15 protein-coding genes and 1 pseudogene are annotated in these 18,539 nt (G+C 57.5%); 5 read left to right on the top strand and 11 right to left on the bottom strand.

Features of this window, described 5'->3' with window-relative positions; all coding sequences use genetic code 11:
• Positions 1 to 3: 3 nt before the first annotated feature.
• The 7 genes from CFBP5473_RS23080 to msuE all read right to left on the bottom strand — a co-directional run bounded on the left by CFBP5473_RS23080 (position 4) and on the right by msuE (position 6,983).
• The gene (locus CFBP5473_RS23080) at positions 4 to 786 is read right to left on the bottom strand and encodes an ABC transporter ATP-binding protein (protein ID WP_027676391.1); all 783 of its coding nucleotides are present in this window, start codon (positions 784 to 786) and stop codon (positions 4 to 6) included.
• A 62-nt stretch (positions 787 to 848) separates the two neighbouring features.
• Entirely contained in the window at positions 849 to 2,183 is a 1,335-nt protein-coding gene (locus tag CFBP5473_RS23075; RefSeq protein WP_027676390.1) for an ABC transporter substrate-binding protein, read from the bottom strand.
• 97 nt (positions 2,184 to 2,280) lie between these two features.
• Entirely contained in the window at positions 2,281 to 3,321 is a 1,041-nt protein-coding gene (locus CFBP5473_RS23070; RefSeq protein ID WP_027676389.1) for a branched-chain amino acid ABC transporter permease, read from the bottom strand.
• A 3-nt stretch (positions 3,322 to 3,324) separates the two neighbouring features.
• Positions 3,325 to 4,221: a branched-chain amino acid ABC transporter permease gene (locus CFBP5473_RS23065; RefSeq protein WP_027676388.1), complete on the bottom strand. Its 897-nt coding sequence runs from the start codon at positions 4,219 to 4,221 to the stop codon at positions 3,325 to 3,327.
• Complete coding sequence (locus CFBP5473_RS23060; protein WP_027676387.1) at positions 4,221 to 5,135, bottom strand: ABC transporter ATP-binding protein; 915 nt, start codon at positions 5,133 to 5,135, stop codon at positions 4,221 to 4,223. Before CFBP5473_RS23060 ends, CFBP5473_RS23065 begins: the two co-directional genes overlap by 1 nt.
• 136 nt (positions 5,136 to 5,271) lie before the next feature.
• Positions 5,272 to 6,372 carry a dimethylsulfone monooxygenase SfnG gene (sfnG, locus tag CFBP5473_RS23055; RefSeq protein ID WP_027676386.1) on the bottom strand — a complete coding sequence of 367 codons (1,101 nt, stop codon included), beginning with the start codon at positions 6,370 to 6,372 and terminating at the stop codon, positions 5,272 to 5,274.
• Positions 6,373 to 6,395: 23 nt separating this feature from the next.
• Positions 6,396 to 6,983 carry an FMN reductase gene (gene msuE / locus CFBP5473_RS23050; protein WP_027676385.1) on the bottom strand — a complete coding sequence of 196 codons (588 nt, stop codon included), beginning with the start codon at positions 6,981 to 6,983 and terminating at the stop codon, positions 6,396 to 6,398.
• Between the two features lie 2,257 nt (positions 6,984 to 9,240).
• On the opposite strand from msuE, the gene istA reads away from it, so the two are divergent.
• Both istA and istB read left to right on the top strand, forming a co-directional pair.
• Positions 9,241 to 10,740 carry an IS21 family transposase gene (gene istA, locus CFBP5473_RS23045; protein WP_027676383.1) on the top strand — a complete coding sequence of 500 codons (1,500 nt, stop codon included), beginning with the start codon at positions 9,241 to 9,243 and terminating at the stop codon, positions 10,738 to 10,740.
• Positions 10,740 to 11,645, top strand: coding sequence for an IS21-like element helper ATPase IstB (gene istB / locus CFBP5473_RS23040; RefSeq protein ID WP_234881928.1), 906 nt, complete (start codon positions 10,740 to 10,742; stop codon positions 11,643 to 11,645). The genes istA and istB overlap by 1 nt, the downstream gene beginning before the upstream one ends.
• A 135-nt stretch (positions 11,646 to 11,780) precedes the next feature.
• Here the strand turns inward: istB and CFBP5473_RS23035 are convergent, their stop codons facing one another.
• Together CFBP5473_RS23035 and CFBP5473_RS23030 are read right to left on the bottom strand one after the other, a co-directional pair.
• Positions 11,781 to 12,947 carry an IS110-like element ISRel9 family transposase gene (locus CFBP5473_RS23035; protein ID WP_027676382.1) on the bottom strand — a complete coding sequence of 389 codons (1,167 nt, stop codon included), beginning with the start codon at positions 12,945 to 12,947 and terminating at the stop codon, positions 11,781 to 11,783.
• A gap of 277 nt (positions 12,948 to 13,224) precedes the next feature.
• A complete protein-coding gene (locus CFBP5473_RS23030) occupies positions 13,225 to 13,500 on the bottom strand; it encodes a hypothetical protein (protein WP_027676381.1) in 276 nt (91 codons plus the stop codon).
• A 34-nt stretch (positions 13,501 to 13,534) separates the two neighbouring features.
• Here CFBP5473_RS23030 and CFBP5473_RS23025 point away from each other — a divergent pair.
• Positions 13,535 to 14,180: pseudogene (locus tag CFBP5473_RS23025) on the top strand (site-specific integrase); the annotation flags it as partial.
• 19 nt (positions 14,181 to 14,199) lie between these two features.
• Here CFBP5473_RS23025 and CFBP5473_RS23020 read toward each other — a convergent pair.
• Positions 14,200 to 14,613: a type II toxin-antitoxin system VapC family toxin gene (locus CFBP5473_RS23020; RefSeq protein ID WP_027676380.1), complete on the bottom strand. Its 414-nt coding sequence runs from the start codon at positions 14,611 to 14,613 to the stop codon at positions 14,200 to 14,202.
• The gene (locus CFBP5473_RS23015) at positions 14,610 to 14,858 is read right to left on the bottom strand and encodes a type II toxin-antitoxin system VapB family antitoxin (RefSeq protein ID WP_027676379.1); all 249 of its coding nucleotides are present in this window, start codon (positions 14,856 to 14,858) and stop codon (positions 14,610 to 14,612) included. The genes CFBP5473_RS23020 and CFBP5473_RS23015 overlap by 4 nt, the downstream gene beginning before the upstream one ends.
• 446 nt (positions 14,859 to 15,304) lie before the next feature.
• Here CFBP5473_RS23015 and CFBP5473_RS23010 point away from each other — a divergent pair, with 446 nt between their 5' ends.
• Both CFBP5473_RS23010 and CFBP5473_RS23005 read left to right on the top strand, forming a co-directional pair.
• A complete protein-coding gene (locus CFBP5473_RS23010; RefSeq protein ID WP_027676378.1) occupies positions 15,305 to 18,118 on the top strand; it encodes an SEC-C metal-binding domain-containing protein in 2,814 nt (937 codons plus the stop codon).
• 147 nt (positions 18,119 to 18,265) lie between these two features.
• On the top strand, positions 18,266 to 18,538 hold the full coding sequence (locus tag CFBP5473_RS23005) for a hypothetical protein (protein WP_027676377.1): 273 nt from the start codon (positions 18,266 to 18,268) through the stop codon (positions 18,536 to 18,538).
• Position 18,539 lies beyond the last annotated feature (1 nt).

The following is an 18,539-nucleotide window of genomic DNA, read 5'->3' as shown; positions in this document are numbered from 1 at the left end:
GGGTTAGCTGGCGAGCGCCGGAACGTTTGGGGCGGCGGCCGTCTTGCCGAGATAAAAGGACTTGATGTCGTCACGTTTGCGCAGATCGCTAGCTTTGCCGGAAAGCACGGCAACGCCGTTTTCCAGGATCGTGGCGCGATCGGCATAGTTCAGCGCGACGGCGGAGTTCTGCTCTGCAACCAGAATGGACAGCCCTTCCTCCCGGTTGAGCCGGCGCAATGTGCGGAAAATGTCCTGGACGACGATCGGCGCCAGCCCCATGGATGGCTCATCGAGTACGAGGAGACGTGGGCGCGACATGAGCGCCCTGGCAATCGCCGTCATTTGCTGCTCGCCGCCGGATGTCAGGCCGGACAGGGCCCGCCGCTTTTCCTTCAACCTGGGGAAGTGTGTGTAGACCTTCTCCAGATCGTCGGTGATCTCGGCACGGCTACTGCTGCGGCCAAGCCCTCCGGACACAAGATTTTCCTCGACCGTCAGGCTGCGGAAACAATGGCGGCCCTCAAGAACCTGAATAAGCCCTGCGCGCACCAGATTGGCGGGGCTTGTCGTGATAACGTCAAGCCCGTCGAATCGGATGCTGCCGGAAACGATCTGCCCGCGTTCGGCAGGCAGGAGATTGGAGACTGCTTTGAGCGCCGTCGTCTTGCCGGCACCATTGGCCCCCAGCAAGGCCAACATCTCGCCGCGCGCCAGGCTGAAGCTGACGCGGTGGAGTGCGGTGATCGCGTGGTTGTAGGTCGCCCTCACATCGGCAACTGTCAGTAGGATGTGCTCTTGAGCCATGATCATCTTCCTGTCTGCGTGCAAAAGGCCGCATGAAGAGGGGCGCGCGCGGCCCGGAGGGATCAGTTGGTCGCTGTCGCGGCATCTTCCGCCGTGCGCAGCTTGATGCCCTTTTCGGCGGCATAAGCCTCGGACGACTTTTCGATGATCGGCCGCAGCAAGGCCCAGTCGGGCGCGATCCAGTCGGAGACGACGTTCCATTTGGCGCCGTCCCACTTCTGGAAGGTCACATAGCCACTGCCTTCGTGGTTGTCCCAGGTGACGTTGATCGAGTGGAACAGATCCTTGGCGCCAAGCGCTTCGACGCGGGCCGGATCAAGCTGCAGGTGCTCGAAGCCCCAACGGACTTCATCGCCGGTCAGCGTGCGCTTGCCGAATTTTTCCTGCGCTATACGGATCGCCTCGACATTGAGTATGCCGTTGACGATGCCGAGATTGTGGTAGACAGAACCGATACGTTTCTTGTCTTCCAGATTGCCCTTGCCGGCGTCGTAGAGCGTCTTGACGATTTCCTGAACCACCGGATATTCGGCACCCGATGCCTGCGTGGTGATCGCGGTATAACCCTTGGCGGCTTCTCCGGCAGGAATGGCGTCCTCTTCCGAGTTCGACCAGACATTGCCGATGATGTGATCGACCGGGAAGCCGGTCTTGGCTGCCGTCTTCAGGGCGACAGGGTTCATGACACCCCAGCCGCGCAAGACAACGTAGTCCGGCTTGGCGCGGCGGATTGTAAGCCATTGCGACTGCTGCTCGTTGCCCGGATGCGGAACTTCGATCTGCTGCAGTTCGAAACCGTATTTCTTCGCCAGCAGTTCGTAGATCGGAATGGTTTCCTTGCCATAGGGCGAGCCATGATAAAGCACGACGATCTTCTTGCCCTTGAGGCTTTCAAGCCCGCCCTCCTTCGAGGCGATATAGTTCACGATGCCGGAGGTCTCGCTGTAGGGGTTGAGCAGCAGCGGGAAGACGTAAGGGAAGACGCGGCCATCGGTCGAATCCGTGCGACCATGGTTGATGGTGATCAGCGGAACCTTGTCCTGCGTGATCCGGTCGATCATGGCATAGGCGATGCCGACAGAGAGCGGGTTCCAGGCAGCGACATCAGGATTGCTCTTCAACCGCTCATAGGCCTCGACGCCACGCTCGACTTCATATTGGGTTTCGGCCTCTGACCAGGTCAGCTTGACACCGTTGACGCCGCCGTCGCGGGTGTTGATCAGGTTCAGATAGTCGATGAAGCCTCCGAAGAAGCCCGTGCCGCCGGCGGAATAGGGACCGACGCGGTAGCTCTGGAGCGGGAAGTATTGCTCGTCGGCGTAGGCAGCTGGCAGGGCTATGGTGAAGGCAACACCTGCGGCAAGCGACGCGATCTTGAATTTGCTGAGGAACGTCATTTGGACACACTCCGGGTATCGACCGGGCAAGGCACCGGTTCTGGGTTAATCGATAAAGGATGACTGCGGGATGAAGAGCGACGAGGCTCTGGTGGGCTCAGGTCCGCCTGACAGCGGAACCGATGCGTCTTAGGACCCGGTCCCATAAGGCGACAAGGCCATCCGGTTCGAGGATCAGAAACAGGATGATCAGCACGCCGAGCATGATGCGCTGGCTCATCTCGAGCACACCGGAATCGAAGACATTACCGAGCAGGAAGGACCCGAGCCGCGAGAGCAGCAACGGAAACACCACGATCAGGGCGGCACCAAAGAACGCGCCGCGGATCGAGGCGAGCCCGCCGATAATGACGATGAACAGAATCTGGAAGGAACGATCGAGATTGAAACCGGCCGGTTCCACCGTGCGAAGGTAAGCGAAAGCCCACAGAACACCGGCGACGCCGATGATGAAGGAAGAAACGGCGAACGCTAGCAGTTTGGTCTTGAGCACTGGCACCCCGATGATCCGGGCAGCCGTCTCGTTGTCGCGCACGGCGATGAAGTTGCGTCCCGTCGGGGAATTGACCAGCCGGTAGGCGAGCACAGTCAGCACCACGACGACGCTCAACGCAAAATAGTAACGTCCGACGGGGCTTTCGAAGACGAAGCCGCCGACCGAGAGCGCCGGAGCATCGATGACGCCGGAGGCGGAGTCATTGGAAAACCAGCTGAACTTGGTCAGCGCCCATTGCACGAAAAACTGCGCCGCAAGGGTTGATACCGCGAGATAAAAACCCTTGAGGCGGAGGCTTGGGAGGCCAAACACCAGGCCGATGGCGGCGGCCGCAAATCCCGCCAGCACGATGCTGCCAATCAGCGGCAATCCATCGACCCTGAAATTGACATTATAGGCGGCAAAGGCCCCGACCGCCATGAAGGCGGCGCTTCCCAGCGACACCTGGCCGGCATAGCCGGTGAGGATGTTAAGCCCGACGCCGGCAAGGCTGAGCGCCAGGAAAGGCAGAAGGATAGCCTCGAACAGATAGCTGGAGGCAACAAGCGGAACACCGGCATAGGCGGCTGCCAGCAAGGCCAGCGGTACGGCCCAGCGTGCGGAGAAATGCTCATGCGGCAGACCAGACGCGATTACGCACATGTCTCAGACCCTTTCCACGAGCTTCTGACCGAACAGTCCGGCGGGACGCACCAGCAAGAAAGCGAGCGCGATCACATAGGCAAACCAGCCTTCTATTCCGCCACCGAAATATTCGCCGATATAGACCTCGGCGAGCTTCTCGGATGCCCCAATCACCAATCCGCCGACAATCGCGCCGAGGATCGAATCGAACCCGCCGAGAACGAGAACCGGCAGCGCCTTGAGGACGATCAGCGACAGAGAAAACTGCACGCCGACCCGCGCTCCCCAAAGGAGACCTGCGACCAGAGCCACAAGGCCGGCGGCGGCCCAGACCGCAGCCCAGATCCACGACAACCTGAGTCCAACGGCAAGTGCGGCGAACTGATCGTCCGCCACGGCCCTGAAGCCGAGACCGATGCGGGTGTAACGGAAGAAGACAGAAAGCAGGACCACCATGCCAGCTGCAACGACAGCTGCAAAAATATCGAACTGGCTGATATAGATGCCGCCGACATCGAAAGGCACATCCTCGATGCCTAGATCCAGCCCGTGCACCTGCGTTCCCCAGATCAGCTGCGCCGCCCCTTCGATGATGTAGGAGAGACCGAGAGTCGCCATGAACAGCGTAATAGGTGGTTTGTTGGTCAGCGGTCGCAGCACTGTGCGCTCGATGGCCACGCCGATGACCACCATGATCGCGAAGGTGATGGCAAAGGCGAGCGGGAAGGAAATGCCCCGCTCTGTAAGGCTGACGAAGGTCAGCGCGGCAAACAGCAGCATGGCACCTTGGGCGAAATTGAGCACGCCGGAGGTTTTGTAGATCAGCACGAAGCCGATTGCGACCAGCGAATACATGACGCCAGAGAGAAGACCGCCAACGAGAACTTCAGTGAAGAACAGCCAGTCGAAATCGGCCATCAGATATCCTCCCCGTCCTCATTCTCGGGCGCCACGCCTAGATAGGCGTCGACCACCCGCCGGTCGACCTGCACCTCGTCGGGCGTGCCATCGGCAATTTTGCGCCCGTAATCAAGGACGACGACCCGGTCGGACAGTCCCATGACGACGCCGATATCGTGCTCGATCAGGACAACCGTCGTTCCAAGCGTGTCCCGCGCAGCACGCACGAAACCGACCATTTCGTTCTTCTCCGTCGCCGTCATGCCCGCCATCGGCTCGTCCAGAAGCAGGATATTTGGCTCGGCAACCAGCGCACGCGCAAGCTCAACCCGCTTCTGCAGACCATAGGGCAGCGTGCCGGCCAGCCTGTCGCCGACATGCGAGAGATGCAGGAAGTCGAGTACATCCTTGGCGCGGCGGCGCGCGTCCAACTGTTCGGTCCTTGCCCGGCCGATGCCGACGATCTGCTCGACGAAGCTGGAGCGGGTCTCGTAGGCGCGGCCCGACAGGATGTTGTCAAGGGCACTCAGCCCGTTGAACAAGGCCAGGTTCTGGAAAGTGCGCGCAACGCCGTGGCGGGCGAGTGCCTGCGTCGGAACTTGGGCATAGTCGCGCCCGGCCAATTTGATGCGGCCGCGATCCGGCCTGTAGACACCGCTAATCACATTGAGGATGGAACTTTTGCCCGCGCCATTCGGTCCGATGATCGCGAGGATTTCGCCGCGTCCGACGGACAAATCGATGTCCTTCAAGGCGACGACACCGCCGAAGGACAGGCTGACACCGGACAGTTGGAGAACGTTCCTGTCCATTCCCGCGGCATCCTGAGATGCCCTGACCTCGGGCCCTTCGAGCGCTGCCAGATGTTCCTGAACGTCGGACGGAAACGGCGCTGATCCCAGACCTCTATAGGCAAATGTCATTACGCGCATGCCCCTGTTCTCCGTCGCGTACCACCAGGCCTTCCGGTCTGATGGGCGCACACTTTCCTCGCCACGAACCGCGGACCGGATCGCGTTCTGTTATTACCAGCGGCCGGATCTACCGACCGACAATGCTCATGGGCAATTACTCGGCTGCGACAGCCGTTTCTCTTACCGCCTCAAGCTCCCGGATCAGCGGGATGACGTGCTTGCCGAAATATTCCACCTCTTCCTGAAAGTGCAGGAAGCCGAGAAGAATGAGATCGGCACCAGCGCGCTTCAGGTCGACGACGCGCTCGGCCACCTGAAGCGGCGTACCGATCAGGTTGGAACGGAAGCCGTCATTGTACTGGACCAGATCCTCGAACGACGATTTTGCCCAATTCCCCTCGCCTTCCGGCGATGATTTTCCGGCATTTTTCACTTCATGACCGAAGGCGTTGACCGCTTCTGGATTGGCCTTGTCAATGATCTCGGCAAGAACGGCGCGCGCTTCCTCTTCGGTTTCACGCACTATTGCGAAGGCATTGACGCCGACCTTGACGGAATGGCCATTAGCCTTTGCCTTACCTTGTATATCGTCCACCTGCTTCCGGATTTCTTCCGGCGTATTGCCGTTGGTGAAGTACCAGTCAGAGACTCTCGAAGCCATGTCGCGGGCCGCGCGCGAGGAGCCGCCCTGGAAGATTTCCGGCTGCGGATCCAGCGGCTTGGGCTTTAGTGAATAGTTGTTGAAGCGATAGAAGTCGCCATGGAAGGTGAAGTTGTCTTCCGTCCAGATGCCCCGCAACGCGCGGATGAATTCTTCCGAGCGACGATATCGCTCGTCGTGATCCAGCCAGTGCTCGCCGATCGCATGAAACTCGCCGCGGAACCAGCCACTGACGACATTAACGGCTACGCGTCCATTGGTCAGGTGATTGATCGTGGCGATTTGCTTTGCGGCCAGGGTTGGATTCCACGGACCAGGGAGAATAGCGGCGATGACCTTGAGCGTCGTCGTCGATTCCAGCAACGTATGGCTGAAGGATACGGATTCATGCTGGTACTCTGCGCCATAGCCTGCCGTGAAGCGAATCTGGCTCAGGGCATAATCAAATCCGCTAGCTTCAGCGATCTGCGCCAGCTTCCTGTTGTATTCTATCGTCCAGCTTGTGCGCTGTTCGATGTTCGAAATGACCAGCCCGCCTGAGACATTGGGAACCCAGTAGGCAAATTTGACCGGCTCTCTGCTCGCATGAGACATGATATTCTCCCTCTTCGAAATTCTCAGGCCGAGGCCACGACGAGCGCTGGGCGATGGCCTACGGAAGCGACCTGACGGGCGGCGGGCAGAATCTGCACCAGCTCAGATACCGCGCGTTCAATGCGTCCGTGCACTGCAGAGTTGCTGATGTTGTAGGCGGTAAAGTCGGCCTCTGTAGCGTATATCGCGGTGGGCAAAGTGAGTGCGTTGAAAAAGCCGAAAAGCGGCCGAAGTTGATGCTCGGTCATCAAACCATGCAGCGGTGTTCCGCCTGTCGCCACGAGGATGATGCGCTTTCCGGTTAGCGCCCGGTAATCGACAAGGTCGAAGAGATGCTTCAGCGCGCCGGTGTAAGACGCGCGGTAAACGGGCGATCCGACAACGAGAACGTCGGCCGCCTCGACGGCCTCAATGATCGCACGGCCCTCTGCATCGAGCTGGTCGGTGCGCAACGCTTTGAAAAGGATAGGAGCAGCGTCGACCAACTCTATCAGCCGAGCGTTCCCGCTCAAACGCTTCGCAGCCAAAGAGACGACAGCATCAACGAGCGAGGCGGTACGTGACGGGCGTTTGACGTTCCCCGATAGGCCGAGGATGGTTGGTCCAGTCATCTGAAACTCCTTATTCTCCATATTATTTATAGACTAAATTCAATTTGAATTTTGGACAGGAATAGATTTTCAAATGATATGGAGGATTTGGAAAAGGACGCTTAGTTCAAACGACAGGGCGAAAGCAGAAGTTCGCGTAAGACGGCCCCTGCAAACGGCACATCCGATATCCTCGACGTCCAGCTTGACGGTGAGACCACATTTGGCCTGGCAGCCGTTCTTGAGGAAAGGAGTGTTCCCTTTTTCTTCTTCTCCGGCCATTCGACCGCCGACGTCCCAGAGATGAAGGCCGTAACATCGTCTCGCAACTAGCAGAATGGCGAAGCGTTTTCGACATGCTGCAAATAGTGCTTGCGACTGCTACTTGAAGGTATCGATCGCAATGCGGCGACCAGTCCCTGGCTGATGAGTACTGCGCCATACTCATCTCAACAGGTGCGAGATTTCCATGTCCGCTCGCGAACGCCTTAATGTTCGGAGTGTGCGGAGATGAGTAGCTGCACGGCGCTGACCACCGCCGCTCGGTTATTAAGGGGCCGCTGCGTCTTGCTGCGAGTCAGATCTCGGGCACCAACTTTTGGACCGCCCCACGCCGAAAGGGGTCAAACTCCGGCTCTACTCCCAGCCTGATGTTCTAACGAGGGACGTTTGCTTCGTCCGCACCCGTTGAAAAGGTAGGAACCAATTGCCCGAGAGGGGGTTGGGCAAGCACAGGTTGATCACTCAAGCCGACCGAACAGCAATCACGCGGACCGAGGCCTTGATCAACGTTACCCCTCTGGGACGATCGCGCTGACTGCAATGCCTCCGAAAACGGCTCATTCAGCTCCAACGGAGGCAACCATAATGAGTGAAACCAAGCAATTCCCGAGCAGCGCCAACGCCAATCAATAGTCATTGTACCGCAGATGAGAGACTGTTGTCATAAGCACGAGCAACGAGACATCGGGTAAGCATAAAACCAGGACGCCTTTCACTCTGTTCCTGGAACGAAGCGTCGGTAAACCAGAGCATGCCGCTCCTTCAGGTTCTTGGACAATCGCACTTTAGCCAGATGCGACAGACACCCATCGCACAAGACCGCGATGGAATATTTGCGGCTGGGTGGTCGTCGTCGTGCGAAGGTTGACGATGATACAATCAGTGCGTGGGCCAGGAAGACGCCTCGGCCGGGGCCGAGGCATTTTGGAAAACGCACGTCGAACCAATGGATCACGCAAAGCGGCAAGTAGTGGCCCTTCACTAGCCATCCATTACTGAGCGACGAACTCAACAGGAGGTATTCAATGACGTATGATAGAAAAGATCAGGGAAGCGATGCGTCGAGGAGCGACCCGGATAATGCCGACCGTGCTCGCGAAGATCTAAAAACACATGCTGAAAAGGGTATCGAAAATGCGATGAGAGGCGATCGATCAAAGCGTTCGAACCGCCGTCCGGACCAAGACCCAGCTGAGGGATCTCCAGGTCTTATAGAGCGGGATTTAGCGCGAGCGGCTGTTCCTGGCAGTTCCGAAGGCGGTGAAAAAGCAAGGCGTAAGCCTTCACGATCAACCGCTGGCGCTGAAGCAGTCGAACCATCTCCAGGCGATGGAGATCGATAAAGGCGGGGATACGGAACGGTGCTGAGAGGTCGCCAATAAAGAGGGTGCGACTGGACCTGCAGCAACTGGCCCCGACCCGCCACAAGCGCCCGTATCACGGCCACGACACGATGCGTTCAGCGGCCCAAATAAAAAAGAACGTCTGCGTTTGAGGCCTCGGCGTCGGCAAGCCGCACTGTTGAGGTAACAACGATAGTGGTCGAATTGGTCCCGCACCAATTGGGCAAGCTTCGGTCGTGCATTATTTCGGGCGTATGAGTTTCGATGACCAAGCCCCATTGCAGGATTTCCTCGATGATCCTTATGACGCTGGCAGCGCAATCGGCCTGAAAGACCCTAAAACCGAATCGAAGCTCATCAGCTGTACCGAGCAGGGCACAATCGAAGTTTCAAACCGCAGCAGATCCATACGAACATTCTCATATACAGATGAACTAAAGCCGTGTAGTAATCGGCCTTAGATTTGAGTCTGTCTCAGGTCTTCGGACAGAGGACTGAAATGACGATGACTATTGGCGAATAATCTGTTCGAGCAACTTCGTTGTGTTTCGGCATGGAATATTGACCCCTCTGGCGGGGTGATCGGCGTCCAATTTTGACCCCCCTCCTGTTTCATCTGTCCGTTCGTCTCTTGAAGGCGAATGGAGGGGGAGTTGAAGCGAGTGGATACGATTGCACGTGTTCGTCGAGCCTTTCATGTTCAAGGCTGGTCGGTAAAGAGGATAGTCCGGGAACTGCATGTCTCCCGCAATACGGTTCGCAAGATATTACGGACCGATGAGACGGACTTTTCTTACGAAAGAGAGCGACAACCGTTACCGAAGACGGGTCGGTGGAAGGCCGAGATCGAGCGTTTCCTCGCTTCGAATGAAGGCAAGCCCTCTCGTGAACGCCTTACGCTGATCCGGATTTACGAGGAGCTTCGGGCGCTGGGTTATGACGGCAGCTACGATGCTATCCGACGCTACGCGAAAGGATGGTCGAAGGATCGAGGTGCCGTGACGGCCGAAGCTTATGTGCCGCTCTACTACGCGCCCGGTGAAGCCTATCAGTTTGACTGGAGCCATGAGATCGTTCTGATCAACGGTGTGACGACCACGGTGAAGGTCGCTCATGTCCGCCTCTGCCACAGCCGGATGATGTTTGCCCGAGCCTATATGCGTGAGAGCCAGGAGATGGTCTTCGACGCCCACGACAAGGCCTTCGACTTCTTCCGTGGCACCTGCACGCGCGGCATCTACGACAATATGAAGACGGCGGTCGAGGCGGTCTTTATCGGCAAGGAGCGGCTGTACAATCGCCGCTTCCTGCAAATGTGCAGCCATTATCTCGTTCAACCGGTCGCCTGCACCCCTGCATCGGGATGGGAGAAGGGTCAGGTCGAGAACCAGGTCGGCCTTGTGCGCGAGCGCTTCTTCACGCCGCGTCTCAGAGTCAAAAGCCTGGAGGAATTGAATGCTTGGCTCCTCGATAAATGCGTTGGCTATGCCAAGGCCCATAGTCATCCCGAACAGACGGTGCAGACGATCTGGCAGATGTTCGAGGCCGAGCGTGGCAGCCTTGTGCGCTACGTCGGTCCATTCGACGGGTTCCACAGCGTCCCAGCCTCGGTGTCGAAGACCTGTACCGTCCGCTTCGACAACAACAAATATTCCGTCCTGTCGACAGCTGTCGGCCGCCCTGTCGAGGTTCACGCTTACGCTGATCGGGTCGTCATAAAGCAGGATGGAGTGACGGTCGCTGAACACCAGCGCAGCTTTGGTCGTGGCGACACCATCTACGACCCTTGGCACTATGTTCCTGTTCTTGCTCGCAAACCCGGTGCTTTGCGTAACGGCGCTCCGTTCCGCGAATGGGTCTTGCCAACCGCGATGGAGAAGGTCCGCAAGCGATTGAAGAGCGCCGATGACGGTGATCGACAGATGGTCACCATACTCGGATGCGTTCCTGCTGATGGTCTTACCGCCGTCGAAGCTGCCTGCCAGGAAGCGCTTGATCACGGCGTCTGCTCGGCCTCGGTGATCATCAACATTCTGGCGCGAAGCCGCGATCCGGCTCCGTCGGCAACACTTCAAATCCCGGATGCGCTTCGGCTTGCCCATGAGCCGGTCGCCGACTGCGCCCGTTACGACAGGCTCAGGAGGGCTAGTTGATGGAACGCACACAGGTTCTTGAACTGATGAGCACATTGAAGCTTTATGGAATGCGCAGCGCTTATGATGAGGTCATGGGCAACGGTATCAAGCGGCAGTACGAACCACCACGCATTGTCGGTGACCTCCTGCAGTCGGAAATCGCTGAGAAGCAGGCACGCTCCATTCGTTACCAGCTCACTATCGCCAAGCTGCCGCTGGCGAAAGACATCGATGACTTTGATTTTGCAGATACGCCCATCAATGAATCCCTGGTGCGGGAGCTGGCCACCGGCACCTTTGTCGCCGACCAGCGCAATGTCGTCCTTGTCGGCGGTACAGGAACGGGCAAGAGCCATCTCGCCATTGCAATTGCCCGCGCGCTCATCCGTAACGGCACACGTGGACGCTTCTACAATGTCGTTGACCTGGTTAACCGGCTAGAAACAGAGACACGCAACGGCAAGCAAGGTCGGATGGCCGATTACCTTACGCGCCTCGACTTCATCATCCTCGATGAACTCGGCTATCTGCCGTTCGCGCAGGCCGGAGGTCAGCTCCTGTTCCACCTGATCAGCAGGCTCTACGAGCGCACCTCTATCATCGTCACGACAAACCTGGCTTTCGGTGAATGGCCGTCGGTGTTTGGTGATGCGAAGATGACAACCGCACTCCTCGACCGTCTCACCCATCACTGCGAAATCGTGGAAACCGGAAACGAATCTTGGCGCTTCAAAAACCGCTCTCAAAGCTCACATGAGGATTTCGCCGTCAAGTTCAATCATAGTTTCATAGCTTGCCCCTTCGATTTTGTATCGAACCCATGGTCTGAGCCACCTTGCATGACGCGGCACGTTGCCGTTACCGGTTCAAACTCACATACGGTCGCCGTTTTGCCCGGCAGCACCATTATCCCGCTTGCGTAGCGGCAAGGCTCAGGAGAACGGGACCAATCTAAAGCGCGGCATTTAAAGCCCGACTTTGAGGCGGTTCGCTCACCTGGATCCGCCAGGAGTGATCAGTCCTGGAAGATTTGTGTATTCGGCAATCTTTTGGGGTCGTCAGGCGGTCTTCATGACAGCCCCCTCGATGACAACACCCGCAGTGACAAACTTCCACAGCGCGATAAGGAGTTTGCGCGCCAGGGCCACTATCGCGGCTTTCTTTAAGCGTCCACCATTCGACTGAACCCGATCCACAAACCAACGGCTAAGCGCTGATGCTGGCTGATTGCGTAGCCACAACCAAGACAGTTGGATCATCGTGGTGCGCAGCCGAGGGTTTCCTGCCTTTGAGACACCCTGTTCGTGGTCGATGGTCCCGCTCATCCATGGGGTTGGTGTCAAACCTGCATAGGCGGCAATCTGCCGCCGATTATCAAAATGCCGGGACAGGGCTTCGGTCCAAAGAACGGCGGCAAATTCAGCGCCAACGCCCTTCAAGGACAGCAGCATCGCTGCGGGCGAGGTTGCCTCAACCGCTGGCTGCTCGTCCATCGATAGGAGAGCATTACGCTCGCTCTCCACTGCAGCGATCTGCTCTAGCAGCAACTCGAGACGGTCGAGTTCGCGATTGATTTGAGCCTTCAGGTGTTTCGGTAACTCGCGCCCATCTCCGGTCTGGAGTTCCTCTAGCCGCTGACGGCGATCCTTACGGAGCGGTTGATAGCCGCTGACGCCTTGAGCGAAGAGTAGCCCCTTCACGCGATTGACATGCCTGACCCGCTCAGCAATCAAAACTTTACGTTCCCTGCAAATCCGACGCCGATCTTCGTCCCTCGGATCTGGCGCTCTGACCATCGCACAGACGCGAGGCTCGCCGCGCTTGAACGCAAGCAATGTGCGCGTCAGAGCCTCTCCATCGATCTTGTCGGTCTTGGCACGCCGACGTCGACGGGAAGTCGCGATCGAAGCTGCGTCGACGACGTAACTCTCGATGCCGTAACTCTCCAGCACGCGGTGTATCCAGAAGCCGTCCAATCCTGCCTCTTGGATCGTCACGATGGGAAATAACTTCCCTGTTCTCAACCGCGCCTTTTGTTGTAGCTGCTCAAATCGATCCAGTAGCTCGGCTATATTGCCACCGGCCACTACGTGCTTCGACATCTTCTCGCCACTGCCCGGCGACAACGAAGTGATCAACCAGGTCGATCGGCTCAGTTCCAATGATACAAAAATTGCGCCAAGATCAATGCGGACAGCGGTCGGATGAATGGATACAGGTTCCATAAACTGCTCCTCCTGAGCGAGTGTTTTGATGCAACCTCACTCTGCCAGAGCGGCGGCCGCTGTTCACTCCTCATGGGATCTAAAGCCGAAGATACCCATCACCCGCACTTGGCCTACCCTCTGCAACCCCGGCCAGCGCCGGGCAGGCCAAGCGCTGATCGCATACAGGGGGGTCAAAATTGGATAAGTAAAAGGGGTGAATGTTCGGTGCTGATTGACAGAGCAGAGCGACGATCGCCAGCGAGAGGGCAAAGAGGATATGCAACATGCGATCAGCCTACCATGCCTTGGCGGCGAAAGCTCCCAAGCAGGACGAACAGGGCAGGGCCAGCAGGCCGAGGCCGACGATCCCTGCTAGGGACAACGAGAACCCCAGCCCTTCCATTGCCAATACCGTGACGAAGGGGGCTGAAGCCGAAACGATCAGTCGAGCGGCCATCACCTTCCCCTGCAGCTTGCCGCAACCTTCGCTGCCAAACAGCGCCAGCGGCAGGGTGCCGCTGACAATGCTCAGCGGGACGTTGCCCAAGCCGAACATCAAAGCGAAAATCATGGCTCCGGGTATAGAGGGCGCGGTCAGTCCCGCTTCCCTCAAGTCCGCCATTCGCCTCGCCGTGCGGGCCGTCCTGAGACAGCGTCGTCGCAAGAGCGCGAAAGCGGTGACCGGCGACGTGCTAGCCAAGCTGCTGGCAGCCTACGCGACGTCAGTGACCGGGCGATCCTGAAGGGCGCCTTTCCCCCCGGCAGCGGCCGGCGCAGCGAGATCGCAGGCCTCCGCCTGGAACAACTGACCGTGGAAGCTCCGATTGAGACCGAAGACATCCCTCCCCTCCCCTCTTTGGCCACTCATCTCGGCCGCACCAAAAAACGACCGGCGAGCAGGACGACATCGTCTATCTGACCGGTCGGCCCGTCGAGGCGCTCAACGCCTGGGTGGCGGCCGTTAAGATCGACAAGGGCAGTGTGTTTCAGGGAATCGGGCGTTGGGGGACGGTGTCGCGGCGGGCGCTCGATCGGCAGTATCAATGCAATCCAGAAGCAGAGGGCAGAGATTGCTGGGCTGCCAGTGGGGAGTTTTCGGCGCATATGCGGTCAGGCTATCTAACCGAAGCGGCCAACCGAGGCATCCCTCTCCCTGAGGCGATGGAGCAATCACGCCACCGATCCGTCCAGCAAGCATCCAGCTATTATAACAGTGTTACACGCAGAAGCGGGCGAGCGGCTCCGATTGTTGTAGGACAGGTTCTCACTATCAGAATTTCCAGGGCGAGATCAATTCGAGCCCTGTTGTCTCGAAATCTTTGAGGTTTCGGGTTGCCAACCGGCCACCATTAATCCGCGCTATCGCCGCAATCATGCCGTCCGGAGCCGACATTCCTTTCCCCTGCCGCGCAGCCTCTCCCATGATATCGCCGTAGGCCAACGCTGCTTCTTCCGTGAAGGCGAACATCTTGTCGGAGAACCGGCGGCGCCAGCTCACAAGTCCCTCTTCCAGGCGATCTGCGCGCTGATCCGGCCTGATCTTTTGAATGCCAAAAGCGATCTCAGCAACTGCAACCGTCGGCAATGCTAATTCGGCGTCGTGACGAACCAGCCATGCTATAACCGCAGAATCGGGAGCTTTCTTCAAGGTCTCCGACATCACATTCGTGTCGAGAAAAATCAAAGCTCGACGCCTTTGTGAGCGCGTCTGTTTTCATCGATGATACTACCGAAATCGATATCCGTACCCGACTGCGATGACAGACGGCTATAGAATTTCGCAGCCGGTTCACGTCCCGCCTCACGAGCCTCGTAGGTTTCGAGCGCGCGCTCGACGATATCAGCGATCGTGCGATTTTCTCGTCGAGCAAGCTTGTGGGCAAGATCGCGTGCTTTGGAACTGCGAACAGATAGTTGCGGGGTTACCATTGAATGCTCCTTCGTCCGAATCCAATCTAATGGAAATAGGGAGAGCCATCAAGATGGCATACGCCATCTTGATGGCCGTCAAACGTATTGGATAATTGGCTTAGCATTTCTACCATCACACGTGTTCGTTACGTCGAAAGATCAACTTGAACGCCACATTCAAAGCAATGTCGTCCAGTGACGCCCAGCAAAAAGAATTCCATGCAGGCTCCAGCCTGGCGACTATGTACTAGGATCATGAGGAGTGGGCGAGCCGCTCGAATGTCCTAAAAGGCATAGCATACCCAAGGTGACTGAAGCCCACGATGCGATTGCAGCCGATCTGTCATCGATATTTTCAATTTTTGTACGAATCTCGCTTAAGAGATCGATGCACCTACCGCCGATAATTCTTGCAGACAGAGCGAAGGCGGACAACATATTGCAGAAGAGACCAGAGATTGCCGATGCACCCGATAGAGATACCGCCGGTCCTCGATCCACAACAGTTGATCAGGATCGAAGCGTTACACCGCGGATTCCTTTACCAACATCTTTACGCCGCCAACTGTCTACTATTGGCGGCGGCGGCTGCCGTAGAACTGATCTGCGTTGAACGTGACGAAGATATCGAGGTCGTGATCGGTGCACGCCGACTATATATCCAGGTCAAGACACGAAAAGGCCTTCTGACCTTCGCCGATATCAAGTCTGCCCTTGGCAGGTTTGACGACCTGCGCGCTGCGCATGCCCGCGGGGATAGGACAGGGTCAGCCGCCTTCGTGGTGGCGGCGAACACCGCGCCAGACAAGGCCTTGCTGGCACGCCTTAGGGCACCAAACTGGCCGGCCGATGTCGAGCTGCACTGGCCGGAAATGCAGGGCTCGGTTGACGCCGCACTCCCCAGGCCGGCTGAAGACATATCTGGCGCCATCCAGCAGTGTGCGACACTTGCCGGCGATCTGCCCTTTGGTCAGTTGACGCCTGAAATTCTCGTCTGGAAACTCGCAGGCGCTGTTGCGCTAGCCTCAGCAGGATACCCGCCTCGCGCGGACCACATCTTCAGGCGCACCGAGTTACCGCAGCTTTTCGACCAGCTCGCTGTTCAACTTCAGGACTTCCCTGCCCCGCCGCGCACCTATTGGGCACAGGAAAACGAACCACCTCTCTCAAGCACTGCGCAGGTTCGGATCGTCATCGGGTATTCTGGTGCGGGAAAAACTGCATGGGTTGCTCAGGCCGCCCTTCATTCGACAAGTCCGGCAGTCTATTATGATGTTAGCGACACACCCGGCCAGTCCCTTGCATCCTCTCTGGCGCGGGAACTCGCGGCGACTCTGTTTGGCAATCAACGAGGTGGGTTAGGCGATGTTCTGATGCCAGGTGCGTCTGGCATCGAAATTCTCCGTCGTATTAGCGAACGCCTCGCAAGGGACGGGATGGATATCACGCTCGTGCTCGATAATGCACACCGGCTCGAACCATCGGATATCCACGCCGTCGTAAAGCCCTTGACGGCGATCAAATTCGTTCTTCTCAGCCATCCGGGGCCACAGGTTGCCGAACTGGAAGCCCTCGTGGGGGGCGCTGCCGAGCCGTTGCGAGGCTGGGGCATCGACACAGTCGCCGCCGCATCGAATGCTGGTGGATGCGTTGCCGATGTCGCAGCGTGCCAAAGGCTTCTGAGATTAACGGGCGGTTTCCCCCTTTACGTCTTGAACGCCGTCTCCATCGCGGCACAGGAATATGCTGGCTCGATTAGGGAGCTTTGTGACAGTCTTGAATCACAGACGCATCTGGTCGAGACCGCTCAGGAATTGATCCTCAAGCGAGTATTGCTGGCGCTTTCTGCAAAAAACAGAGAGGTGTTGTCAGTTCTTAGCTTATCCGACATTCCTCTAACGCGATTGGAGGTTACAAGCTTGCTTGCGAGCGCAACGGGAATAGATGCCGTAGGTGCCACACAGGCATTGCGGCAGCTTCGCACATCGGGGTCGCTCGAGATCTATGCGGGCGATCGTCTCAAAGTCCATGATGCCCTGCGTCTTGTCGGCCTGTCGTATCTCACCGACACTGGCGAGGACAAGCTCCTGTCGGCACGAACAGCCCTGAAAGACGTCCTGTTCGACACGATCAACGACCAGTTTGACTTGCAGCGTTTCGGGCTCTATCTGCGAACTCTTGCCGCCGTTGGTGATATCAAGCCACTAGTCGAGCTAGCGACAGATGAGCTTTTCCATGAGATTGGCGTTTGGTCTGACGTCCATCCGTTCCTGGTTCATGCTGCATCATCAGAAGAGACGGCTCCTGAAGACCGCTTCTGGGCGTTTGATGGGCTGGTCTTCGGTGCAATGAAACGCAGTGACTACGCTTCGGCAAGGCGTTACGTCGATGGAATGAGCCAACTTATTGATGTTTATACTTTTGGCGAGGAGGAGCGTCTGGCCGAGGCGATGAAGCGGATGAACATCGCTGCTGCCGAAAGGGATTCAGCCGCCGTTATTAAGCTTATCGCGTCAATCGACGATTCATTACCCGACAGTTCAGCTCATCGGCGTATTTTCCGATACAATGCCGCGAATGCACTATATTTCCTGCAGGCTTACGATGCCACGATCTCCGAGACTGAGGAGCTTGCCAGCGAATATTTCGGACTTCTGGGGATCCGAGCTACCGACCTCGATTTCCGCAATCGTGATAAAATCTGGCCTTTGTTGGTGAAGTCCGAAACGCTTGTCGACGACCTTAAACACCTGGCCGATACTCTCGACCTCCATGCAAAGGCCATAAATGCGATTGGCCGTGATGCCGGCAGAGCGCGGTTGAATGCAATGAAGCTCTACGAACTCGCGCAAGCCCCCGATTCCCTGATCCGGCTCGGCCAAGACTTTGTTGATGAGTGTATCAAACGACATGAGTATGATACGGCCCGCTCGTTGATCGAAACCAGCCTGCTACCAAACGTCATTCATTTGAAGATGGCGTCTAAACTCGTGCCCGTGCGTGCGCAATATGCCGAAGTGCTGGCGTTATGTGGGGACTTATTCGCAGCTGATCGTGAGATGGCGAAGCTCGCGCCGTACGAGGCTGGTCTGGAAGCAGACGTTCTACGCGATGTCGAGTATCACCGGCGCCGCATTTCTGAGATGCGAGTTCGCGCATCATCGCGCCAGCGATTACGTCCTGAGCCCAGTTTATCCTTGCCGAAGAAGGTGGGCCGAAATGACCCCTGCCCCTGCGGTTCGGGCAAAAAATACAAAAAGTGTCACGGCGCTGCGTAGTTCGCGTTAGTCTCCTAGTGACAATGGTGGCGGCTTTTAAACCACAGCGAGCGTTAGCGCCGGATTCACCTTAAAAGGCAGTAGGTCTTTAATTCCTCCCTGCTATTGCGATGTTCCGAGACAGGACAAGGCAATGAGGGAAAGCAGATGGGTGGCGAACGGGTAGAGATCGGCGATTTCGAGGCAGCATCAGGTCTGCGTCCGAACGAGGTAATGGACGGCCATGACGCCGCGTTGACACTGCTTCAGAATAAGGAATTCCAAGCGGCGCTGAGGCTGGTGGAAGTTGAGACACCAGGCTCAACGGATTCCTTCTACAACGCGCTCATTGCTCGCTCCTTTGATGGAAGCTTTGGCAATACCGGTAAAGCCCTGTTCAGGTTGCGGGTTTCGGTAATTCGCGGACAGGGATTCCATTAAA

Source organism: Agrobacterium larrymoorei, from assembly GCF_005145045.1.
In the GTDB taxonomy this organism is placed as follows: domain Bacteria; phylum Pseudomonadota; class Alphaproteobacteria; order Rhizobiales; family Rhizobiaceae; genus Agrobacterium; species Agrobacterium larrymoorei.
Note: the sequence above shows the minus strand (reverse complement) of the source record. Positions and strands in the feature narration are given on the sequence as shown.